The sequence below is a fragment of the Thermosynechococcus sp. PKX95 genome (genome assembly GCF_031583295.1).
GTDB lineage: Bacteria > Cyanobacteriota > Cyanobacteriia > Thermosynechococcales > Thermosynechococcaceae > Thermosynechococcus.
On the sequence record NZ_CP134171.1, the window covers coordinates 1,069,437 to 1,094,163 of the forward strand.

The following is a 24,727-nucleotide window of genomic DNA, read 5'->3' on the forward strand; positions in this document are numbered from 1 at the left end:
TGACTGCGTACCTGTGCCTGTAACACTCTCTGCTCCCCCCATCCGTCCTGCTTGGCATGGCCTGATTCACGCCTACCGTGACTTTTTGCCCGTGAGCGATCGCACCCCAGTAGTTACGCTCTATGAAGGCAATACACCACTGATTCCCGTGCCTCAAATTGCTGCACGGATTGGCCGCAATGTCTCGGTTTATGTCAAGTACGATGGCCTCAACCCGACGGGGAGCTTCAAAGATCGCGGCATGACGATGGCCATTTCCAAGGCCAAGGAAGCGGGAGCCGAAGCCGTGATCTGTGCCAGCACAGGCAATACCTCAGCCGCTGCTGCCGCCTATGCCCGCCGAGCGGGACTGCGCGCCTATGTCTTGGTGCCCGAAGGCTATGTTGCCCAAGGGAAACTCGCCCAAGCCCTCCTGTATGGTGCCGAAGTCATTGCCATTGAGGGCAACTTTGATAAAGCCCTAGAGATTGTGCGCCTAATGGCGGAAACTTACCCCGTGACGCTGGTCAATTCCGTCAATCCCTATCGGCTAGAAGGACAGAAAACCGCTGCCTTTGAGGTGGTGGATAGCTTGGGCAATGCCCCCGATTGGCTGTGTATCCCTATGGGTAATGCAGGAAACATTACCGCCTATTGGATGGGCTTTTGCCAGTATCGTGAGCAAAATCGTTGCGATCGCCTGCCGCGCATGATGGGCTTTCAAGCAGCGGGATCTGCCCCCCTTGTCAAGGGTGAGATTGTCACCCATCCGGAAACGATTGCGACGGCCATTCGTATTGGTAATCCTGCCAACTGGCAACGGGCGATCGCTGTCAAAGAAGCCAGTCAAGGAACCTTTGAGGCCGTCACCGATGAGGAGATCCTCAATGCCTATTGCCTGCTGGCCTCCGAGGAAGGCATTTTCTGTGAACCTGCTAGTGCGGCTTCTGTGGCGGGTCTCTTGAAATTGGCCGATCAGGTGCCCAGTGGTGCCACGGTGGTTTGTGTACTGACGGGCAATGGTCTCAAGGATCCAGAAACAGCGCTCAAGCAACAGAGCGATCGCTTCCACCGCCACATTGAACCCACTGAGCAAACCGTAGCCAAGGTCATGGGCTTTTAGAAACCGCGTTCCGCTCGCATCAGGTGGCGACTGGCCTTCAAGAGTTGTACTGCGGCTCGATTGGTGGCTAAGCTGGCAACATTGGCGGTGGTGGGTGCAGCTGCTGTCAAGCTGGCAGGTTGAGCTAACTGCTGAGCACGGCTAAACAGATCGCGCACGGTGGGATTGCCCCCACGAAAGTAGGCCATTTCTGCTTCGGTGCGGGTCAACTCACGACTCACTTGAAAAGGCGCATCAAAGTAACTGCGGGAGAGATCGGCTTGACCCGTGCGAGCCTCACCAAGGTTGCGAGCAGCTTCATAAATACGGGTGGCTGCTTTGGCCGTTTCCTTGGCTTGGAAGTAGTTGCCGCTTTGCTGAAGTTGCTGGGCTGAGGCCAGTAGGCGATCGCCCAAGCTCAAGAGACTGGCATCTACCCCACTCATGGACTTTGCCCGCATCCCTTCATATTGCGCTTTGGCGAGGTCTCGAAACGCACTCCGCGCCTCCCGTTCCACAGAGCTAGATGAAGGAGAGCCGGGACGTGCCATTGCGGCTGGAGCGATCGTCAGCGGTAGGAGAATTGCTGCAACAGTGGTTGCCACAAGAGGTTGCCATCGTAGAGTCATCATCCTATCCTCCAATTCAACTTGAGTAAGCAGATCTGGCGCTTGGAGCAGTGGTTTGTGCCAGATCCAGCTTGAGAATATCAAGTGAAAGTGACGTAAAAGTGACAGCCTATCCTAGGGAGCAAGGGGCAATCTGACGGTAAAGGTAGAACCTTGATTCTCTTGGCTGTGAACTGTGATGCTGCCCCGGTGAAGATGGACGATTTGGCGCACAATCGCTAGTCCTAGCCCTGAACCGCTAATGCCCTGTTGTCGCACCCGCTCATCCCGATAGAAATAATCAAAAATATGGGGCAGGGCCGCTTCACTAATTCCCATGCCTGTATCACTGACGTGAATCACTGCTGAGCTTCCCTGCGGTTCTAACCGAAGCGTAATCGTGCCTCCCTTGGGGGTATAGCGATCAGCATTGGTGAGCAGATTGAGGATCACTTGCTTGAGCATCTCGCGATCGCCCTGAATAAACATAGGAACCGATGGCACTTCGAGATAAAAGTGATGACTAGCTGTGCCTGTTTCCTGCCATTCTTGGACGACTTGCTCGATGAAGGGCACTAAATCAAAGGATGTGGCAAAGTCTGGGGGAGATACCCCCTCATAGCGAGCCAGAAAGAGCAAATCATTTACCAGTTGTCCCATGGCCTTCGCCAGCGTGGCCACTTTTTCTAGCCGAGGTAGGGACTGCTCAGGGGCTTGTCGAGCCAGCAGGAGTCCGACTTGGGCATGGCTGAGAATTGCTGCAATGGGTGCTCGCAGTTCGTGGGAAGCATTGGCCGTAAATCGAGCTAGGCGATCGCAGGCGGCCTCAAGACGCTGTCCCCGCAGATCCACTTCCTGATAGAGTTGGCGAAACCAATGAATTGCTAAACCACTACTGCCCAACCCCACCACCACCGCCAATAGGAGCACAACGGTATTGATCTGCCGCAGCGCCTCTAAATGTTGTTGGCGATCGGCCAAAAGGCGATCTTCTTCGCTCATGAAGGCGTTAATAGCAACACGGGAACGATCCATTGCCTGTTTTGCTTGCTCCAATTGCCGATAAAAGTAGAGTCGTTGCTCCGTCTCTGCTAGAGAAAGGTTGGGGGCGTCCTCCAGTTGCTGTGCTAACAAGTGAAAAGTTTCTTCTACTAAGGATTTGAAGTGCCGAAAGTGCTCTAACTGGTGTGGGTTATCGCTGATCAGTACCTCTAAATTCTCAAGGGTTAAGGGCAATTGGGCGGCAGCAGTGTAGTACGGTTCGAGAAAGCCCACCTGTCGCGTGAGATGATAGCCGCGCACCCCTGTTTCAGCATCAATGAGGTGATTTAATAGCTCCCGTCCCTCAAGCTGCACCCGTTGCGTATGGCGCACCCATCCTTCGTAGTCCGCAATGCTAGCACTGAGCCAAATCAACACCCCCACAGTACTCAAGAGACAGCACACAGGTAGGGCAATGATGACAATGCCCCGTTGGGTGGGGGGCAGTCGCTGCCATCCTTGAACCTTTAGGCATAATCCCTTCAGCATCGTTCTAGGAACTGGCTTGTAGGCGGTAGCCCATACCGTAGATGGTCTCTAGCCAATCGGCACACCCCAGCTCCCCTAGGCGCAGGCGCAAGCGGCGAATTTGGGTACTGACGGCGTTACTTTCTGGTTGATTGTCCCACTCCCAAAGGTTCAGTTCCAGTTGTTCGCGACTAATGACTTGCCCCGGATGACGCAGAAAAAACTCCAAAAACTGGTATTCCCTTGTGGAGAGCACGATCGTGCGATCGCCCCGTTGGAGTGTCATTGAGGGCAAATCTAAGACTAAATCTTGCAGATACAATTGATCGCCTAGCCATTGGGGCGATCGCCGGCCAAGGGCACGCACCCGCGCCAACAGTTCCATCACATCCACGGGCTTGATCAAATAATCATCGGCACCCGCATCTAGCCCCATCACTTTGTCAGCAGTGGTATCTTTGGCGGTGAGCAACAGTATGGGTGTGCTCTTCCCCTGTTGACGGTATTGGCTACACAGTTCGAGGCCACTGACTTTCGGTAGCATCCAGTCCAAAATCAGCAAGTCATAGGTTTTTTCCTGCATCAGCCATTGGGCTGTTTCTCCCTCCTGAACTCCATCCACCAGATGCCCCACGTGGGAGAGGGCAGTGCTCAGCGGCTCTAGTTGCTCTGGATCATCTTCTACGAGGAGAATGCGCATCCAACCAAACCCTGAGTCAACCTAGAGACACTACTCTAATAATTTTAGTTCTTGGCCTTTGTTGAATAGCCGCAACACCAGTTTCTCTAGCTCCACCCACACAAAGACAAGGGTGCTAAAGCCGATGCACACGGCTAGCTCAGTTCCCGAGAGCAGATAGGTACCAAAGAACCGTCGCAAGGGGGAGGCGTAGATCAGCAGGAGTTGCAGAATCGTTGTCAGGATGACTGATCCCCAAACAAAAAGGTTGGAGGTGGGGCTCATTTCAAGCGTCAGCCGTGTACTGGAACGGGCGGCAAGGGCATGACCCATTTGAGCGAGACAGAGGGTGGTAAAAACCATGGTTGTCCAACGTCTTGGATCGAGTCCTCCTTCCAGATGTTCAGCGGTGTAGCTGTAGGCCCATACCATCAGGGAGATGCCGACGATCGCCAAGATCAAACCGACACGAATCATATAGGAACCCAAGCCACGGCTAAAAATACTTTCATTGGGTTTAACCGGAGGACGCTTCATGACATCGGGATCCCCCGGCTCAACAGCAAGGGCAAGGGCAGGCAGACCATCCGTCACCAAGTTCATCCAGAGGATTTGCAAGGGCGTTAGAGGCACACCTCCTAGTCCCAGTAGGGGTGAGCAGGCAATCGTGATCACCTCACCAATGTTGGAGCCGAGAATGTATTTAATAAAGCGACGAATATTGCTGTAGATCACTCGCCCTTCCTCGGTAGCGGCGACAATGGTGGCAAAGTTATCATCCAAGAGCACCATATCGCTGGCTTCCTTGGTGACATCCGTCCCCGTAATCCCCATGGCTACGCCAATGTCGGCCTGTTTGAGGGCAGGGGCATCATTGACGCCATCACCGGTCATGGCCACAATTTCACCGTGACGTTGCAAGGATTTCACAATCCGCAGTTTGTGTTCTGGAGACACCCGCGCATAGACATTGACGGTCAGGGTTGCTGCATCCAGTTCTGCGGGACTCATTTTTTCGAGGTCTCGACCGGTTAGCGCCTGATCGCCCCACTGACAGATACCAATTTGACTGGCGATCGCCTGTGCCGTCAGTTGATGATCCCCCGTAATCATAATCGGGCGAATCCCAGCAGTGCGACAGGTGGCGACGGCCGCCAGTACCTCTGGACGCGGGGGATCAAGAATGCCCACTAGCCCCAACCAGATCAAATCCTGCTCACTGGTATCTACACTCTCCGCTGGTGGCAGCGCTGACCAGTAGCGATGGGCAATGCCCAAGACCCGCAGCCCTTGAGCGGCAAAGCGATCGTTTTCGGCGAGAATCTCTTGGCGATCGGCCAGTGTTAGGGGTTGAATGTCGTGCCCCACCTGCCGCCATTGACAGCGTTCCAAGGTCAGTTCGGGTGACCCTTTGGTAATCATCCAGTAGGGTTCCTTGGCGGCAATCGCAGGAACGGACTCACTGCGGTAGAACGTACTCATCCGCTTGCGATCGGCATCAAAGGGAAACTCCGCGACCCGCTCCGCCTTTTCCTGCAATGCTTTGAGGTCAATCCCCCCTTTAGCGGCCAAGGGCAGGAGAGAGCCTTCGGTCGGGTCGCCGAGAATCACCCATTCGGCTGCGTGTTGTTTGAGCAAGGCATCATTACACAGTGCCCCTGCCAGTAGCAGTAGGTGCCGTTCGTATAATGCTGAGGCGTCATCGGTATTGGCGTCGTAAAAGTCGCCCTTGGGTTCATAGCCATTGCCGCTCACCTTGGCGCGATAGAAGGTAGTAGCCACTGCCTGCACCACCATTTTGTTTTGGGTGAGGGTACCCGTTTTATCCGAGCAGATCGTTGTCACACTCCCCAGTGTCTCCACGGCCGGCAGCCGCCGAATCAGGGCATGGCGTTTCACCATCCGTTGTGTTCCCAAGGCAAGGGTGACGGTAATCACGGCGGGCAAGCCTTCGGGAACCACGGCCACCGCCATACTGAGGGAGACTTCAATGAGATGCGGCAGCAGTGAGGGATCGTAGAGACCCCCAGCAATCACGACAATGCTCACCAGCACCAACGCAATGGCGACTAGGCGATTGCCCAGCTCGGTCATCCGTTTTTGCAGGGGTGTGGGTTCCTGCTCCACCCCTTGCAGGGCAGCGGCAATTTTCCCTAGTTCAGTGTCCATGCCGATCGCGGTGACGACGGCGATCCCTCGCCCTTGGTTAACCTCTGTGCCCGCAAAGACTAGATTGGCGCGATCGCCCAGTTCCGTATCAAGGGGCAAGATTTGCGCAGCATTTTTACTGGCGGCTTCTGCTTCACCGGTGAGTGCTGCCTCGCGGATTTGCAGGTTGACCGCTTCAAGGAGGCGACCATCGGCAGCTACTTTGACCCCCGCTTCCAAAAAGAAAATGTCCCCAACCACCAGTTCAGGGGAATCAATTTCCATGACCTTGCCCTCGCGCAGGACACGCACCTTGGGCGCCGCCATACTTTTCAGCGCAGCGAGTGCCTCTTCAGCACGGGCTTCTTGGACATAGCCTAGAATGGCATTGAGAATAACCACCACCAGAATTGCAGTTGCGTCCTTGGGGAAGGGGATGGTGTTTTCTTCGAGGGATTCGAGAATCTCCAATGTGCCAGAGATGAAGGCCACCACGAGCAGCATGATCAGCATGACATTGCGAAACTGATCAATGAAAATCTGCCAGCGCGGGCGGCGGCCATTGTCAACGAGTTCATTGCGGCCATATTGGGCTTGTCGCCGTTGCACTTCTGCAGAACTCAGTCCCTGTTGGCGATCGCTCCCCAGGCGGCTAATGACTTCATCAGCACTCAGAGCATGCCAAACTGATTCACGATCCATGGGGGAGGAGGCATTGGAGGAGGTCATGGCGGGTGAGGAGATGAACAGTTTTTATCCTTTCTTTATCTTCGTCTATTTTTCTGGAACCATACCAAAGCGCTGCCAATAGTCCTCATAGCGCGCCATCAGCGTCAGAGGTGGCTCAGGCTGTGTCCAAAACTCTACGAGGGTGTGTCCCGTTGCCCAAGTGTCTTGATTGAGGGGGCTACGACGTTGTAGCAGCAAGGGAGCCAAGGTTTTCAGATCAAAGGGGCGCGTTGGTACCTCGATGCAATCGCTGGCATTTTGCAACAGCGTGTAGAGTTCATAGGCCAGTTGCAATTTACAAAGAATCACCGGCAGGTGTTCTAGGGGCAGTTGTTCGGCGAGGAGCCATGCAGCGGCGGGAGACCCCGTGAGCATGGTCGAAAGAAACTGGAGCACTGGTCGCTTGAGCAAATCGGTAATGCCCTGACTGGTGGTGATGCGGTGGCAATAGGTGTCAATGAGGCGAGAAGCAGCGTGAAGCCGTGTCTGGCGATCGCTAAGCCAGCGAGCCATGCGGATCTGCTTGGCGGGGGCAATTAAATTCACAAGGGTATCACTGAGGGCATCGAGTCCCCAAGCCATGCGTTCTTCAGTGCCGTTGACAATCGGCAAAATATGGGGCGTATAGGTGCCCAACTGTTCTTGGCGATAGGCCACCGCCTCGCGAATACTCACTTCCTTGGGATGGGTACCCCGTTGCCAGTCGTAGGGGGGATGCCATTCCCGCAGGGGGCGTAGCCGATCCACTTGGGTGACCGCCACCACAATCGGCAAGTCCCTCACCTCTTGGCGAATCAATTGCAGGGCGGTGATGTCCGGGGCAAGGGCAGGATCCAGCGCTGGGGTCAGCAGCAGCACTACATCCATGCGCGGCAGTAATTCCCGCAGGCGAGCTTGAATATCGGCACCGCGAATATCTTCGTAGCCGGGGGTATCCCACAGGGTCAAATCCTGCTGCCAACGGTATTGCCGGATCTCGTTTGTGTTGGGCAAGGGGGAAACACGGGTGGTGGGGGCAGCAAATAAACTATTGATCAGGCTACTTTTGCCTGCGCCGGTGCGACCCACGAGAAAGACGTTCACAGGCTCAGTTTCGGCACGGGCAAGGGGCAGACTCTGCTCTAAAATGTCCTGTAATGTGCCTGTATCTGTGCGCGGGGTGGGGGTGGGTAATTCCAGTTGGGTGAGGCTGCCACTGTAGAGGGCGATCGCCCGCAGTCCCAAGGCCTTGAGCACCTGTTCCCGCAGGGTGAGCCCCAAGTTAGCAATCAGGGCTTGATTGGCCTTTTGCTGCTGCTGTTGGGTAAAGGTTTTGGTAATCGCCACACTTGGATTGAGGAGCCACTGCGCCCAATTCCAAGCCGTAAAGCCCCAACGCGCAACGGGTGCCACCTGCCGTGAAAGTTCATAGGCGCGCACTGCCTGCCCCACAGTTACCCGCGACAAAATTGGGTTGAGGGTTTCCAGCCAGCGATCGACATCATCAATCGTGTCCCGCAAGAGGCGGTAGGCTTGGGGCACATAGATTTGCAGCAGAGGACGCTGAGCATTGGGATAATAGACCTTGGCAATCTCACTGACGAGGGTTTGTGCCCGCTGCCAAAAGAGTGGCCAATTTTCCCAAGGGGGTGGGTCTTGACGACTCTGCTCAAGGGTGTGTTGGAGAATCTTCAGGGCGCGTTGATCCGTTTCTGAATCACTGCTTCTTGGCAAATCAAAGGGACGGGGGTCAATCTCTGTCGGCTGACCCTTGAGCCAATGGGCAACCCCCCACCGCCACAGCAGCAGAATCAGCACGACTACTGCCCAGACCCAACTCAGTCCCCAAGCATGAATTTGTATTGAGGCCGCGGTGAGGATAAAGCTGGCGATCGCCACCAGTGGCAAGATCAAAAGAATCCACTGCCACCAAGAGGGCTGCATCGGCTAGGTGGTTACTAGTGACTCAAAGGGAATGCGTTGGGCGTGGCCCCAAAAGGCCTCAAGGTTGTAGTATTGACGTTCCTTGGGCAACTGCACATGGACAATCACATCACCGTAGTCCATCAGCACCCATGAACATTCCGCTTGGCCTTCAATATGTTGGGGCTGGCGTTGGCAATGTTCAAGAGCCGCCTCCTCAATCCCTTGATAAATGGCGCGCACTTGGGTTTTTGAGAGTCCCGTAATGATCACAAAGTAATCGGTGAGGTAGGACACACCACTCACATCCAAAAGGCAGATATCCACTCCCTTGCGATCGTCGGCGGCATAGGCTGCGGTCCATGCTAGTTTAAGGCTAGGGTCAGCAATTGCAGCTACCCGTTGCATCTGTTGAATAGTCAGGCTGCTGTCTCCTAAACGCACTCCTTTATCCTTTGATTTTACCTATTGGTTTAGGGAGGGGTAGGACAAATTTGTTACAAAACCTTACGAGTATTGCCCCCCACTGGCTGTGGTATCCCTACAACGGACAATGGCACATTGCTACCGCCAGACTCCTCGAGCAATTAGCCAACTATCAAGAGCAACTCCAAGAGCAACAACCCACTCTCCTCGTTCTCGCAGAACCCGATCCCCTCTCGTTTCTCAGTGGTTTTCTCGCAGCGCTCTCCACAGGGACGCCTCTATTACTGGCCAATCCCCACTGGCAGTCCCAAGAGTGGCAGCAGGTGGCAGCGATCCTACCCCAGAATTTCATGGCTTGGGGAACGGTGCCCCCCCTCGACCCCCAAGGATCTGGAGAACCATTGCCCCAGGGCTGGATTCTGATTCCCACTGGCGGCACTCAAGGGCGGTTGCGCTGGGCAATTCACACGATCGCCACCCTCAAGGCAGCTGTTGCCGGGCTACAAACCCACTTGCAACAAGGGGCGATTCACTGTCTGAGTATTTTGCCCTTGTACCATGTCAGTGGTCTCATGCCCGTGGTGCGATCGCTCTGGAGTGGTGGAGAACTCTATCTCGGTACCCATCTACGGGATCTACGGCAAACGGCACCTCCTGCCAATGTTGATCTGTGGCTGTCTCTGGTACCTCGGCAACTGCAACAGGTGCTTGCAGACCCTCTGCCATGGCTAGCGGATTTAAGGGGCATTTTCGTGGGCGGTGGCCCCACTTGGTCGCAACTATTAGAGGAAGCAGCAACCCAGCGCTTGCCTCTATGTCTCAGTTATGGCATGACAGAAACTGCTGGCATGATCTGTGCCCAACGGCAGGGGGAATTTTTGGCGGGCGATCGCTCCTGTGGTCAGGTCTTACCCCATGCCCAGATTGCTTTAACCCCTACGGGCGAGATTCAGATTCAGGCCGCCTCCCTTGCCCTTGGCTATTACCCTGGGTTATTCCATGAAGGGATATTCCAAACGGACGATCGCGGCGAATGGCGGGGCGATCGCCTCTACATTTTGGGACGCAGCAGCCGCAAAATCATCAGTGGTGGCGAGAATATCTACCCCGAAGAGTTAGAGGCCTTACTCCTTAACAGTGGCCTTGTCCAAGACATCCATATCTATGGCGCACCCGACCCCCTCTGGGGCGAACAAGTCATTGCCCTCTATGTGGGAGACTCCTCCCCTGAGGAACTCAGCCGATGGCTCAAACAGCAGTGCAGCGCCTACAAATGCCCCAAGAAATGGATTTCCGTGCCCCAAATTCCCCGCACGCCCCAAGGAAAAGTGCGACTATCCTCGATTGAGACCTAGCCACTCTAAGCATGACCAAAAAGCCAATACTTAAGCAGGAGTATTCGGGTTCCGTGCTACTTCTGCGCGAACATACCAAACCTCATCCTTCGCAAGGGTTTCGAGGGCAGAAGCAGGAGTATTGGGGTTCCCCGCTACTGCTGCGCGAACATCCGTCCAAAAGTGGCTAGCTAGCTCTGCTAGTCGGATGGTAGCGGTGTTGTTGCTCTTAGCCTCTTCAATCAACGAAACAATTTCAGGTCTTTCTGCTACTGCTCTGCGGACATCGCTATCCTCATCCTTCGCAAGGGTTTCGAGGGCAGAAGCAGGAGTATTCGGGTTCCGTGCTACTTCTGCGCGAACATACCAAACCTCATCCTTCGCAAGGGTTTCGAGGAGTGAGACGGGGGTATTCGGGTTCCCCGCTACTGCTCTGCGAACATCCCTATCCTCATCCTCAGCAAGGGTTTCGAGGAGTGAGACAGGGGTATTCGGGTTCCTCGCTACCGCTTGGCGGACATAACTCTCCTTATTCTTCGCAAGGGTTTCCAAAACAGAAGCAGGAGTATTGGGGTTCCCCGCTACTGCTGCGCGAACATCCGTCCAAAAGTGGCTAGCTAGCTCTGCTAGTCGGATGGTAGCGGTGTTGTTGCTCTTAGCCTCTTCAATCAACGAAACAATTTCAGGTCTTTCTGCTACTGCTCTGCGGACATCGCTATCCTCATCCTTCGCAAGGGTTTCGAGGGCAGAAGCAGGAGTATTGGGGTTCCCCGCTACTGCTGCGCGAACATCCGTCCAAAAGTGGCTAGCTAGCTCTGCTAGTCGGATGGTAGCGGTGTTGTTGCTCTTAGCCTCTTCAATCAACCAAACAATTTCAGGTCTTTCTGCTACTGCTCTGCGAACATACCAAACCTCATCCTTCGCAAGGGTTTCGAGGGCAGAAGCAGGAGTATTCGGGTTCCGTGCTACTTCTGCGCGAACATACCAAACCTCATCCTTCGCAAGGGTTTCGAGGAGTGAGACGGGGGTATTCGGGTTCCCCGCTACTGCTCTGCGAACATCCCTATCCTCATCCTCAGCAAGGGTTTCGAGGAGTGAGACAGGGGTATTCGGGTTCCTCGCTACCGCTTGGCGGACATAACTCTCCTTATTCTTCGCAAGGGTTTCCAAAACAGAAGCAGGAGTATTGGGGTGCCCCGCTACTGCTGCGCGAACATCCGTCCAAAAGTGGCTAGCTAGCTCTGCTAGTCGGATGGTAGCGGTGTTGTTGCTCTTAGCCTCTTCAATCAACGAAACAATTTCAGGTCTTTCTGCTACTGCTCTGCGGACATCGCTATCCTCATCCTTCGCAAGGGTTTCGAGGGCAGAAGCAGGAGTATTCGGGTTCCGTGCTACTTCTGCGCGAACATACCAAACCTCATCCTTCGCAAGGGTTTCGAGGGCAGAAGCAGGAGTATTCGGGTTCCGTGCTACTTCTGCGCGAACATCCCTATCCTCATCCTCAGCAAGGGTTTCGAGGAGTGAGACGGGGGTATTCGGGTTCCCCGCTACTGCTCTGCGAACATCCCTATCCTCATCCTCAGCAAGGGTTTCGAGGAGTGAGACAGGGGTATTCGGGTTCCTCGCTACCGCTTGGCGGACATAACTCTCCTTATTCTTCGCAAGGGTTTCGAGGGCAGAGGCGGGAGTCTTCGGGTTCCGTGCTACTGCTGTGCGAACATCCTGAGCCTCATATTCATCCTTAGCAAGGATTTCGAGGGCATAGGTAGGAGTCTTCGGGTTGCCCGCTACTGCTGCGCGAACATCCTGAGCTTCATCCTCAGCAAGGATTTCGAGAGCATAGGTAGGAGTCTTCGGGTTGCCCGCTACTGCTGCGCGAATATCTGTACAAAAGTGGCTAGCTAGTTCAGCTAGTCGGTCTGTAGAAGTGTTGCCACTGTTAGCTTCCGTGATTAAAGCAGCAATTTCAGGTCTTCTTGCTACTGCTCTGCGGACATCACTTTCCTTATCCTTCGCAAGGGTTTCGAGGAGTGAGACAGGAGTCTTCGGGTTCCCCGCTACTGCTGCGCGAACATCCTGAGCTTCATCCTCAGCAAGGATTTCGAGAGCATAGGTAGGAGTCTTCGGGTTGCCCGCTACTGCCACGCGGATAACCCATTTGTTCTCCTTCACAAAGGTTTCCAAAACAGAAGCAGGAGTATTAGGGTTCCGCGCTACTGCCACGCGGACAGTCCAATCGTTCTCCTTCGCAAAGGTTTCCAAAACAGAAGCAGGAGTATTAGGGTTCCGCGCTACTGCTGCGCGAACATCCGTACAAAAGTGGCCAGCTAGTTCGGCTAGTCGGTCTGTAGAAGTGTTGCCACTGTTAGCTTCCGTGATTAAAGCAGCAATTTCAGGTCTTCTTGCTACTGCTCTGCGGACATCACTTTCCTTATCCTTCGCAAGGGTTTCCAAAACAGAAGCAGGAGTATTGGGGTTGCCCGCTACTTCTGCGCGAACATCCAAATACCAATCCTTCGCAAGGGCTTCCAAAACAGAAGCAGGAGTATTGGGGTTCCCCGCTACTGCTCTGCGAACATCGCTATCCTCATCCTCAGCAAGGATTTCCAAAACAGAAGCAGGAGTATTGGGGTTCCCCGCTACTGCTCTGCGAACATCGCTATCCTCATCCTCAGCAAGGATTTCCAAAACAGAAGCAGGAGTATTGGGGTTCTGTGCTACCGCTTCACGAACACTACTCTCCTCATCCTCAGCAAGGGTTTCGAGGGCAGAAGCAGGAGTATTGGGGTTGCCCGCTACTTCTGCGCGAACATCCAAATACCAATCCTTCGCAAGGGCTTCCAAAACAGAAGCAGGAGTATTGGGGTTCCCCGCTACTGCTCTGCGAACATCCCTATCCTTATCCTTCGCACGGGTTTCCAAAACAGATACTTCTGCAAGGGTTTCGAGGGCAGAAGCAGGAGTATTGGGGTTCTGTGCTACCGCTTCACGAACACTACTCTCCTCATCCTCAGCAAGGGTTTCGAGGGCAGAAGCAGGAGTATTGGGGTTCCACGCTACTGCTGCACGGACATACTTATTCTTATCCTTCGCAAGGGTTTCGAGGAGTGAGACAGGAGTCTTCGGGTTCCCCGCTACTCCTGTGCGGACATACTCCTCCATATCCTTCGCAAGGGTTTCGAGGAGTGAGACAGGAGTCTTCGGGTTCCCCGCTACTGCTCTGCGAACATATGTACAAAAGTGGCTAGCTAGCTTTGCTAGTCGGATGGTAGCGGTGTCGTTGCTCTCAGCCTCCTCAATCAACGAAACAATTTCAAGTATTTCTGCTATTGCTATGCGGAATTCTGCTAATATTATGCGGCCAATCCAATTCGTAAAGGTTTTGAGGAAGTGGACAAAATATTTGTTCATCTTCGCAAGGGTTTTGAGGAGTTTCGCAAGGGTTTTGAGGAATGAGACAGGGGTATTGGGGTTCTGTGCTACCGCTTCACGAACACTACTCCCCTTATCCTTCGCAAGAGTTTCCAAAACAGGAGCAGGAGTATTGGGGTTCCCCGCTACTGCTCTGCGAACATCCCTATCCTTATCCTTCGCACGGGTTTCCAAAACAGATACTTCTGCAAGGGTTTCGAGGGCAGAAGCAGGAGTATTGGGGTTCTGTGCTACCGCTTCACGAACACTACTCTCCTCATCCTCAGCAAGGGTTTCGAGGGCAGAAGCAGGAGTATTGGGGTTCCACGCTACTGCTGCACGGACATACTTATTCTTATCCTTCGCAAGGGTTTCAAGGAGTGAGACAGGAGTCTTCGGGTTCCGTGCTACTTCTGCGCGAACATACCAAACCTCATCCTTCGCAAGGGTTTCGAGGAGTGAGGCAGGAGTATTGGGGTTCCTCGCTACTTCTGCGCGGACAGTCCAATCGTTCTCCTTCGCAAGGGTTTCGAGGGCAGAAGCAGGAGTATTGGGGTTCCCCGCTACTGCTTGGCGGACATCCGTACAAAAGTGGCTAGCTAGCTCTGCTAGTCGGATGGTAGCGGTGTCGTTCCTCTTAGCCTCTTCAATCAACGAAACAATTTCAGGTCTTTCTGCTACTGCTCTGCGGACAGTCCAATCGTTCTCCTTCGCAAGGGTTTCCAAAACAGAAGCAGGAGTATTGGGGTTCCCCGCTACTGCTCTGCGAGCATATCTATCCTCAGCAAGGGTTTCCAAAACAGAAGCAGGAGTATTGGGGTTCCCCGCTACTGCTTGGCGGACATCCGTACAAAAGTGGCTAGCTAGTTCGGCTAGTCGGTCTGTAGAAGTGTTGCCACTGTTAGCTTCCGTAATTAAAGCAGCAATTTCAGGTCTTCTTGCTACTGCTTCACGACAATCCCCATCCTTCGCAAGGGTTTCCAAAACAGAAGCAGGAGTATTGGGGTTCCCCGCTACTGCTCTGCGAACATCGCTATCCTCATCCTCAGCAAGGGTTTCGAGGGCAGAGGCGGGAGTATTGGGGTTCCGTGCTACTGCTCTGCGAACATCGCTATCCTCATCCTCAGCAAGGGTTTCGAGGGCAGAGGCGGGAGTATTGGGGTTCCGTGCTACTGCTCTGCGAACATCGCTATCCTCATCCTCAGCAAGGGTTTCGAGGGCAGAGGCGGGAGTATTGGGGTTCCCCGCTACCGCTTCACGAACATTACTCTCCTTATCCTTCGCAAGGGTTTCGAGGAGTGAGACAGGAGTCTTCGGGTTCCCCGCTACTGCTTCACGACAATACGAATCCTTCGCAAGGGTTTCAAGGAGTGAGACAGGAGTCTTCGGGTTCCCCGCTACTGCTGCGCGAACATCCGTACAAAAGTGGCTAGCTAGTTCAGCTAGTCGGTCTGTAGAAGTGTTGCCACTGTTAGCTTCCGTGATTAAAGCAGCAATTTCAGGTCTTCTTGCTACTGCTTGGCGGACATACTTATTCTTATCCTTCGCAAGGGTTTCGAGGGCAGAAGCAGGAGTATTGGGGTTCCCCGCTACTGCTTCACGAACATCCCAATCCTTATCCTTCGCAAGGGTTTCGAGGAGTGAGACAGGAGTATTGGGGTTCCCCGCTACTGCTGCGCGAACATCCGTATAAATATAAAAAACATCCGTAACATCCGTATAAATATAAAACGTATAAAAGTGGCTAGCTAGCTCTGCTAATCGGGTGGTAGCAGTGTCGTTGCTCTTAGCCTCCTCAATCAACAGTCTTTTTGCTACTGCCACGCAGAGAGTCCAATCGTTCTCCTTATCCTTCTTCGCAAGGGTTTCGAGGAGTGAGACAGGGGTATTCGGGTTCCCCGCTACTGCTTGGCGGACATCACTCTCCTTATCCTCAGCAAGGGTTTCGAGGAGTGAGACAGGGGTATTCGGGTTCCCCGCTACTGCCTGGCGGACATCACTCTCCTTATCCTCAGCAAGGGTTTCGAGGAGTGAGACAGGGGTATTCGGGTTCCCCGCTACTGCTTGGCGGACATCACTCTCCTTATCCTCAGCAAGGGTTTCGAGGAGTGAGACAGGAGTATTCGGGTTCCCCGCTACTGCTTGGTGGACATCACTCTCCTCATCCTCAGCAAGGGTTTCCAAAACAGAAGCAGGAGTATTGGGGTTCCCCGCTACTGCTTCACGACAATACGAATCCTTCGCAAGGGTTGCCAAAACAGAAGCAGGAGTATTGGGGTTCAACGCTACTGCTGCGCGAACATCCAAATACCAATCCTTCGCAAGGGTTTCCAAAACAGAAGCAGGAGTATTGAGCTTCCACGCTACTGATGCGCGAACATCACTCTCCTTGTCCTTCGCAAGGGTTTCGAGGGCAGAGGCAGGCGTCTTCGGGTTGACCGCTACTGCTGCGCGAACATCCTGAGCCTCGTCCTCAGCAAGGATTTCGAGGGCATAGGTAGGCGTCTTCGGGTTGCCCGCTACTGCCGCGCGAACATCCTGAGCTTCATCCTCAGCAAGGATTTCGAGGGCATAGGTAGGCGTCTTCGGGTTCCCCGCTACTGCTGCGCGAACATCCGTCCAAAAGTGGCTAGCTAGCTCTGCTAGTCGGATGGTAGCGGTGTCGTTGCTCTCAGCCTCCTCAATCAACGAAACAATTTCAGGTCTTTCTGCTACTGCTCTGCGGACATCGCTATCCTCATCCTCAGCAAGGGTTTCCAAAACAGAAGCAGGAGTATTGGAGTTCCGCACTACTGCTTGGCGAACATCCGTATAAAAGTGGCTAGCTAGCTCTGCTAGTCGGATGGTAGCGGTGTCGTTGCTCTTGGCCTCCTCAATCAACGAAACAATTTCAGGTCTTTCTGCTATTGCTCTGCGGACATCGCTATCCTCATCCTTCGCAAGGGTTTCCAAAACAGAAGCAGGAGTATTCGGGTTCCCCGCTACTGCTCTGCGAACATCCCTATCCTCATCCTTCGCAAGGGTTTCGAGGAGTGAGACAGGGGTATTCGGGTTCCCCGCTACTGCTGCGCAAACATTACTCTCCTCATCCTCAGCAAGGGTTTCGAGGGCAGAGGCGGGAGTATTGGGGTTCCCCGCTACTGCTGCGCGAACATCCGTACAAAAGTGTCTAGCTAGCTCTGCTAGTCGGATGGTAGCGGTGTCGTTGCTCTTAGCCTCCTCAATCAACGAAACAATTTCAGGTCTTTCTGCTACTGCTCTGCGAACAGCGCTATCCTCATCCTTCGCAAGGATTTCCAAAACAGAAGCAGGAGTATTGGGGTTCCCCGCTACTGCTCTGCGAACAGCCCAACACTCATCCTTCGCAAGGATTTCCAAAACAGAAGCAGGAGTATTGGGGTTCCCCGCTACTGATGCGCGAACATCCTGAGCCTCATCCTCAGCAAGGATTTCCAAAACAGAAGCAGGAGTATTGGGGTTCCCCGCTACCGCTTGGCGAACATCACTCTCCTTATCCTTCGCAAGGGTTTCGAGGGCATAGGTAGGCGTCTTCGGGTTCCCCGCTACTGCTGCGCGAACATCCTGAGCCTCATCCTCAGCAAGGATTTCCAAAACAGAAGCAGGAGTATTGGGGTTCCCCGCTACCGCTTGGCGAACATCACTCTCCTTATCCTTCGCAAGGGTTTCGAGGAGTGAGACAGGGGTATTCGGGTTCCCCGCTACTGATGCGCGAACATCCTGAGCCTCATATTCATCCTTCGCAAGGATTTCGAGGGCATAGGTAGGCGTCTTCGGGTTGCCCGCTACTGCCGCGCGAACATCCTGAGCTTCATCCTCAGCAAGGATTTCGAGGGCATAGGTAGGCGTCTTCGGGTTCCCCGCTACTGATGCGCGAACATCCGTATAAAAGTGGCTAGCTAGCTCTGCTAGTCGGATGGTAGAGGTGTCGTTGCTCTTAGCCTCCTCAATCAACGAAACAATGTCAGGTCTTTCTGCTACTGCTCTGCGGACATCGCTATCCTCATCCTCAGCAAGGATTTCCAAAACAGAAGCAGGAGTATTCGGGTTCCGTGCTACTGCTGCGCAAACACCCGTATAAAAGTGGCTAGCTAGCTCTGCTAGTCGGATGGTAGAGGTGTCGTTGCTCTTAGCCTCCTCAATCAACGAAACAATTTCAGGTCTTTCTGCTACTGCTCTGCGGACATCGCTATCCTCATCCTCAGCAAGGGTTTCCAAAACAGAAGCAGGAGTATTGGGGTTCCCCGCTACTGCTTCACGAACATCCAAATACAAATCCTTCGCAAGGGTTTCCAAAACAGGAGCAGGAGTATTGGGGTTCCCCGCTACTGCTCTGCGAACATCGCTATCCTCATCCTTCGCAAGGATTTCCAAAACAGAAGCAGGAGTATTGGGGTTCCCCGCTACTGCTCTGCGAACATCGCTATCCTCATCCTTCGCAAGGATTTCCAAAACAGAAGCAGGAGTATTGGGGTTCCCCGCTACTGCTCTGCGAGCATATCTATCCTCATCCTCAGCAAGGGTTGCCAAAACAGAAGCAGGAGTATTGGGGTTCCCCGCTACTTCTGCGCGAACATCCAAATACCAATCCTTCGCAAGGGTTTCCAAAACAGAAGCAGGAGTATTGGGGTTCTGTGCTACTGCTTCGCGAACAGCCCAATCGTTCTCCTTCGCAAGGGTTTCGAGGGCAGAAGCAGGAGTATTGGGGTTCCCCGCTACTGCTCTGCGGACATCCCTATCCTTATCCTTCGCACGGGTTTCCAAAACAGAAGCAGGAGTATTGGGGTTCTGTGCTACTGCTTCGCGAACAGCCCAATACTCATCCTTCGCAAGGATTTCCAAAACAGAAGCAGGAGTATTGGGGTTCTGTGCTACTGCTTCGCGAACAGCCCAATACTCATCCTTCGCAAGGATTTCCAAAACAGAAGCAGGAGTATTGGGGTTCTGTGCTACTGCTCCGCGAACAGCCCAATACTCATCCTTCGCAAGGATTTCCAAAACAGAAGCAGGAGTATTGGGATTCCCCGCTACTGCTACGCAGACAATCAAATCGTTCTCCTTCGCAAGGGTTTCGAGGAGTGAGACAGGGGTATTCGGGTTCCCCGCTACTGCTGCGCGGACATACCACCAATGCTTCGCAAGGGTTTCGAGGGCAGAGGCAGGAGTATTCGGGTTCTCCGCTACTGCTTGGCGGACATCACTCTCCTTATCCTCAGCAAGGGTTTCGAGGAGTGAGACAGGGGTATTCGGGTTCCCCGCTACTGCTTGGCGGACATCACTCTCCTTATCCTCAGCAAGGGCTTCCAAAACAGAAGCAGGAGTATTGGGGTTCCTCGCTACCGCTTGGCGGACATCACTCTCCTTATCCTTCGCAAGGGTTTCGAGGAGTTCAGGAAGAATCGTTGTTGCCCTAGCCGCCTGCTGTCTTACTTTTGCGCTTTGACGCTGAACTGCAACTGTCAATGCCCAAGTCGGCGGCTCTGTAAGCTTTAATATTCGTATTAAGGTTTCATCACTAATGCTCTGTCGTTCACTGTCTTGGAGCACAAGGAGTTTCATCCCAGGATTGCGAGCTACTGCCGCCGGAAATTCCTCAGCTAGTTTATAGAGGGTCGCTGGAGGGGTCTGGGGATTCATCGCCACTTTACGGCGGACATTGGCCGCTGGATGTTGTGCTAAAGTTGTCAGGAGAGTATGGGATGCACTGAGGTTCTGGGCAAGAGCTTCTGCTAACGGTTTATTGCTTTGAGCTTCCGATAGCCAAGCCTCTAGGACTTCAGCAGGGGTATTGCCATTGGCAGCAACCGCAAGGCGCACTTTTTCATGGGGGTCATTGGCCAACATCCGCAAAATGTTTGGTGAAGTAGTAGCAGACTGCGCTACCTGCCGACGCACACAAGGGTCAGGATGCTGAGCTGCAGTAGTCATCGAATTAAGATCAAAATCATCAATATCCATTGCGCGCCACAATTTTTATTTGCGACATTGGTACTAGTCAGTTATTGTAATTCTAGCTTTAGTTGTTAACTACTGAAAGCCCCCGATCGTTTCAACGCTAGCTAGCGCAGCGGCAACAAAAATAAACGGGCAGGGATGCCCTACAAAATAGGCACCTTCTCCTGCCCAAGGGGCTTGATGCTAGCCAACCACAGAAGCGGTGCTGCGACGCCGCCGAATTCCTGTCGTCACAGTGGGGGTGACTTCGATGGGTTGCAGAAGCAATAGGACTGAGGCATTGCCCTGAAGTTCACGGCGCACCAGTCGCACCAGTTCCCGTTCAATGTGGGCTTTGACCCCTGCCCAATCGATATCGCCGTTGCGGGCATATTCACTCCAGCGATCGCTCAAAGCAGTTTCGACCGTGGCATGTACCCAAGCCTGCCAAGCCTGTGGCTCAATCGCCGTGACCACACCCCGCAGGTGGACTTCAGGAGTAGCTTTCAGACTGCCATCAGTACCCACCGCCACCGCCACGGTGATAATGCCTTCCTCAGCCAGTTGTTGTCGCTCTTGCAGCACATGGGCTTTGACAATGCCACCGCGATCCAGTAACTCAATACCAGCAGGTACCTTATCGACGACCCGAATCGAGTCACGGGTGAGTTCCACCACATCGCCGTTGTCAATAATCACCATATTCTCCGGGGGAATGCCCATGCTCTGAGCCGTTTGGGCATGTTTCACCAGCATGCGGTGCTCGCCATGTACGGGCAAAAAGAACTTGGGCTTCGTCAAGGCCAGCATTAGCTTTTGATCCTCTTGGCAGGCATGGCCAGAGACGTGAATGCCCTGTTCGCGACCGTAGATGACTTTGGCGCCTTGCATCATCAGGCGATCGATCATGTTGACCACGGCAATCGTGTTCCCCGGAATGGGGTGAGCCGAGAGAATCACAGTATCGCCGGGGCGAATTTTAATTTTGTTGTGTTCCCCTTTGGAAATCCGCGTCAGGGCAGACAGAGGTTCCCCTTGGGAGCCAGTGGTCAGGTACATCACCTGATGATCGGGGTACTTGTGCATCATGTGCAGTGGCACAAAGAGATCGTCTGGGCAGTGAATGTAGCCCAACTGCCGCGCATGGGCAATGACATTGAGCATCGATCGCCCCAAGACCGAAACCACGCGGCCATGCTTTTGCGCCAATTCCAAGGCCATACTGAGGCGATGTACCGAAGAGGCAAAGGTGGTAAAAATAATCCGCCCCTCTGCTTGGCTAAAGGCACGATCCAAGTTGGGAAACACCGATCGCTCCGAGGGGGTGTGGCCGGGCACTTCCGAGTTGGTGGAGTCACTAATGAGACAGAGAACCCCCTTCTCCCCATGCTCCGCTAGCCGCTGAATGTCAAAGCACTCGCCATCAACGGGGGTAAAGTCAAATTTGAAATCCCCGGTGTGGATAATCACGCCAATGGGGGTATGAATCGCCACGGAGAAGCTATCGGCAATGGAATGGGTATTGCGGATATACTCCACAAGGAAGTTTTTGCCCAAACGCACCATCTCCCGCGGCTGTACCGTGCGCAGTTCGGTGCGATCGCCAACCCCTGCCTCTTCGAGTTTCCCTTGCAGCAACGCCATGGCAAGGCGAGGGCCATAGATGACGGGAATATCAAACTGCTTGAGATGAAAGGGGATGCCACCAATGTGATCTTCATGACCATGGGTCACAATCATTCCCTTGATTTTTTCGCGGTTTTGCCGCAGGTACGTCATATCGGGTAAGACGATATTGACCCCATGCATGCCATCAGTGGGAAAAGCTAACCCTGCGTCCAGCAAAATAATTTCATCTTGGAATTCAAAAACACAGGTGTTCTTGCCAATTTCGTGCAGCCCACCGAGGGGAATAATTTTCAGGGCAGCAGTTGCAGCGGATTGACTCATAGGTCTCCTTACGATGAAACAACAAAAAGGTGCAGCTTGGGAAATGCCCAGCGTTGTCTTAAGACTTCAGTAGGCCAAGAGCATCTAAAACAGGCTTCAATTGGTCAATCACAGCGTCACTCGCAGACGTGAGGGGCAGTCGGGGAGCACCCACCGCCCAACCTTGCAGGCTGAGGGCAGCTTTGATCGGAATCGGATTCGTCGTCACAAATAAAACCTTGAACAGGGGCAATAGTTGACAATGAATAGCAGTCGCTGTTGCTGTGTCGCCTTGGATAAAAGCTTGGATCATCTCTTGAATCCGTCGACCAACAAGGTGACTGGCCACACTGACGACACCATAACCACCCACGGCCAGCAATGGCAACGTTAGGGAATCATCCCCAGAGTAAATGCGAAAATGTGGCGGCAGCTGGGCACGAAGGGTGCTGGCTTGGTCAAGGTTGCCACTGGCCTCTTTGATGGCAATAATGTTGGGATATTCGGCAAGGCGGATGACGGTTTCAGGGAGTAGATTTTGCCCTGTACGGCCGGGGATGTTGTAGAGCATGAGGGGAAAGTCCGGCACTGCCTTGGCGATCGCCTGAAAATGGGCATAGAGTCCTTCTTGAGGGGGTTTGTTGTAGTAGGGTACCACCAAGAGGGCACCATCGAGGCCGAGTTCTGCGGCCTTTGCCGTGGCATGAATGGCTTCACGAGTGGAGTTGGAACCCGTACCTGCAATCACCTTGGCTTTGCCTGCCACAGCCTGCTGCACTGTTTGAAAGAGTTGAAATTCCTCTTCCCAAGTGAGGGTGGGGGATTCGCCGGTAGTGCCGCAAACAACAATACCATCGGAACCGTTGGCCACAAGGTGCTGTGCCAGTTCTGCCGCCACATCGTAGGCGATCGCGCCATCCTCTGTAAATGGCGTAATCATGGCGGTAATCACACGTCCAAAGTCAGTCACAGTCCACCCTCAGCCAAGTCCCGTTGTAGTTGCCCAATGGTAACCGCGCGGCTGTACACGCGCCGGCGATCGCCCAAGGTTTCTAAAATAATGGCTCCGCGTCGCCAGCTTTGGGGCGATCGGTAAATCGCCAAATTATTGTCGGTCTCTACACTTCCATAGCCGTTATTCCTCAGCCATGCCTCCAGTTGTGGCATTTGTGGCAGTGACACCGCCAGAACTTTCGTGTGATGCCAATAGGCCGCGATCGCTCCCACGACTAGTCCCCAACGGTAGGGCAGGGGAGACAACAGACTCCAGTGGCAAATTTGGCTCAAACTCAAGGCAGTGATGGCAGTGACACAGGCAAAGTAGTCAATGAACACCACCTTCACATCTAAGCCTTCAATGGCGGGGGGGTCAACGGTTGTGGCAGAGTTGGGCATAGGCACTTAGTTGAGGGCTTGGGCACGCTCGTAGGCCGCTTTTACCGTTTGCATGAGGGTTCCACGCACACCAGCAGCTTCCAGTACTTCGAGACCCGCAATGGTTGTCCCCGCAGGACTGGTGACCGCATCCTTGAGTTGCGCCGGATGCAGCCCGCGCTCATTAAGTAATTGTACTGTGCCTGCTATTGTGCCATAAACGAGTTCCTGTGTCAGCGATCGCGATAGCCCCACTGCCACCCCCGCATCGCATAGTGCCTCCACCATCAGGGCAACAAAGGCAGGCCCTGAGCCAGAAAGTGCGGTGACTGCGTCCATTTGCCCTTCACTGACAGCCACCACCTGCCCCAGTACCCCTAACAAATTCTTAATCTTGCGAATCTCCAGTTCACTGGCGGCACTATCGCTAACAAGGGCAATCACGCCGGCGCCCACTTGGGCTGGTGTATTCGGCATCGCCCGAAAGATCAACCGCTGGGGAAACAGTCGCCGCAGCCGCCCACTGTTGATCCCTGCCATAATGGAAAGGGCAACGCCAGTGCCCTGAGCTACCGGCGTATCCGCCAGTTCTGACTCAATATCGGCAAAGACCTGTGGCTTGACCGCCAGTAGGAGCGTTTCGGCTGTAGCGACTTCTAGGTTCGTTGTCACTCTGACCCCATAGGTGTGGGCTAGATACTGCTGCCGCTGAGGCGATCGCGCCGATACCCACACCTGCTCTGGCAAGAGACCATCTGCCAGCAACCGCGAAAGCATTGCCTCCGCCATGCGGCCACAGCCAATGATCCCAAGAGCCGGCACCCTAGGCACTACGCTGTTGTTGGGCATTCATCCCCCAAGCGGGTGGGGGGGCAACAGGTGTGGTAGCTGGGCGAACGCCACCCACTTGCGTACTCACTTGCACACAGCTCGGTGTAAACAGGAAAATGCTTTCACCAATACGCTCTTGGTGACCATCAATCGTGAACGTGGCACCGGCAACAAAATCCACTGAGCGTTGGGCTTGCTCTGGCTCCATCAAGGTCAGATTTAGCACCACAGACTTCCGCTCTTTAAGAGCCTTGATCACCTCAGGCATTTCACTAAAACTGCGGGGCTGCATCACCAAAACTTCCGCCACTGCCCCCCACCAACGACCGGCATTGGGCATCCCAATCACATTCGAAGGAGCTGATCCCGTCGGCACTGAACCAGTGGCAACTGAGGGAGACGGACTAGTGTCAAAGTCATGACTCAGGGTTGGCCGCGATGCGGGCAGCGGTTCCACCTCCGGTTCCGTGGTTAGCGTTCGTGCCGTTCCTTGAGGGTATTCCTCATCGTAGATGTCAGTCTCTGGGGTTAGGCCCATGAGGTCACGGAGTTTGCCCAACATAACGACTCACTATTGCTCCTAATAAATAAATGTATGAGTTGTAAGAGTTTTCTGACGTGCCGTAGCGGAGTCACCGCGACAGGTCAGAGGGATAAAAGCCAGATGATATGTTTCATGTCTTAACAATCCTAGTTTCGTGGCTAAAAGGGAACCTATGCACAAACGCCCACGAGAGTTGAGTTAAAACAGAAAGGTTCAACTGGCCATTTTACAGGAAACCGGGAGAAAACGATGAAGTTGGCCTTAAGTCTC

At 53.8% G+C, this 24,727-nt stretch carries 14 protein-coding genes; 2 read left to right on the forward strand and 12 right to left on the reverse strand.

The genetic code is table 11. The annotated features are described in order from the left end of the window. Positions 1-13 precede the first annotated feature (13 nt). Positions 14-1,102 (forward strand): threonine synthase, encoded by a 1,089-nt coding sequence (thrC, locus tag RHH81_RS04980; protein ID WP_206201334.1) that lies wholly within the window; start codon positions 14-16, stop codon positions 1,100-1,102. Here thrC and RHH81_RS04985 read toward each other — a convergent pair. The 6 genes from RHH81_RS04985 to rsfS all read right to left on the reverse strand — a co-directional run bounded on the left by RHH81_RS04985 (position 1,099) and on the right by rsfS (position 9,064). Beyond that, on the reverse strand, positions 1,099-1,713 hold the full coding sequence (locus RHH81_RS04985) for a hypothetical protein (RefSeq protein WP_310743477.1): 615 nt from the start codon (positions 1,711-1,713) through the stop codon (positions 1,099-1,101). The two genes, thrC and RHH81_RS04985, sit on opposite strands and share 4 nt — an antisense overlap. 111 nt (positions 1,714-1,824) lie before the next feature. Then, complete coding sequence (locus RHH81_RS04990) at positions 1,825-3,219, reverse strand: ATP-binding protein (protein ID WP_206201336.1); 1,395 nt, start codon at positions 3,217-3,219, stop codon at positions 1,825-1,827. 4 nt (positions 3,220-3,223) lie between these two features. Next, positions 3,224-3,898 carry a two-component system response regulator RppA gene (gene rppA / locus RHH81_RS04995; RefSeq protein ID WP_149817808.1) on the reverse strand — a complete coding sequence of 225 codons (675 nt, stop codon included), beginning with the start codon at positions 3,896-3,898 and terminating at the stop codon, positions 3,224-3,226. Positions 3,899-3,928: 30 nt separating this feature from the next. Then, on the reverse strand, positions 3,929-6,754 hold the full coding sequence (locus RHH81_RS05000; protein WP_310744317.1) for a cation-translocating P-type ATPase: 2,826 nt from the start codon (positions 6,752-6,754) through the stop codon (positions 3,929-3,931). 45 nt (positions 6,755-6,799) lie between these two features. Further along, positions 6,800-8,677 carry a GTPase gene (locus tag RHH81_RS05005; protein WP_310743479.1) on the reverse strand — a complete coding sequence of 626 codons (1,878 nt, stop codon included), beginning with the start codon at positions 8,675-8,677 and terminating at the stop codon, positions 6,800-6,802. Positions 8,678-8,680: 3 nt separating this feature from the next. Beyond that, a complete protein-coding gene (gene rsfS / locus RHH81_RS05010; RefSeq protein WP_225901661.1) occupies positions 8,681-9,064 on the reverse strand; it encodes a ribosome silencing factor in 384 nt (127 codons plus the stop codon). Between the two features lie 86 nt (positions 9,065-9,150). Between rsfS and RHH81_RS05015 the strand changes: the two genes are divergently transcribed. Next, entirely contained in the window at positions 9,151-10,437 is a 1,287-nt protein-coding gene (locus tag RHH81_RS05015) for an AMP-binding protein (RefSeq protein ID WP_206201340.1), read from the forward strand. A gap of 30 nt (positions 10,438-10,467) precedes the next feature. Here the strand turns inward: RHH81_RS05015 and RHH81_RS05020 are convergent, their stop codons facing one another. From RHH81_RS05020 to RHH81_RS05045, 6 genes are all read right to left on the reverse strand, one after another. Then, a complete protein-coding gene (locus RHH81_RS05020; RefSeq protein WP_310744318.1) occupies positions 10,468-19,773 on the reverse strand; it encodes a hypothetical protein in 9,306 nt (3,101 codons plus the stop codon). A 210-nt stretch (positions 19,774-19,983) separates the two neighbouring features. Continuing rightward, positions 19,984-21,729: a ribonuclease J gene (locus RHH81_RS05025; protein ID WP_206201342.1), complete on the reverse strand. Its 1,746-nt coding sequence runs from the start codon at positions 21,727-21,729 to the stop codon at positions 19,984-19,986. Positions 21,730-21,787: 58 nt separating this feature from the next. Beyond that, the gene (gene dapA / locus RHH81_RS05030) at positions 21,788-22,678 is read right to left on the reverse strand and encodes a 4-hydroxy-tetrahydrodipicolinate synthase (protein WP_302679018.1); all 891 of its coding nucleotides are present in this window, start codon (positions 22,676-22,678) and stop codon (positions 21,788-21,790) included. Continuing rightward, entirely contained in the window at positions 22,675-23,103 is a 429-nt protein-coding gene (locus RHH81_RS05035; protein WP_206201344.1) for a hypothetical protein, read from the reverse strand. The genes dapA and RHH81_RS05035 overlap by 4 nt, the downstream gene beginning before the upstream one ends. 6 nt (positions 23,104-23,109) lie before the next feature. Then, entirely contained in the window at positions 23,110-23,931 is an 822-nt protein-coding gene (gene proC / locus RHH81_RS05040; RefSeq protein ID WP_206201345.1) for a pyrroline-5-carboxylate reductase, read from the reverse strand. Continuing rightward, positions 23,906-24,475, reverse strand: a complete 570-nt coding sequence (locus RHH81_RS05045) for a cell division protein SepF (protein WP_206201346.1) — start codon at positions 24,473-24,475, stop codon at positions 23,906-23,908. Before RHH81_RS05045 ends, proC begins: the two co-directional genes overlap by 26 nt. Positions 24,476-24,727 lie beyond the last annotated feature (252 nt).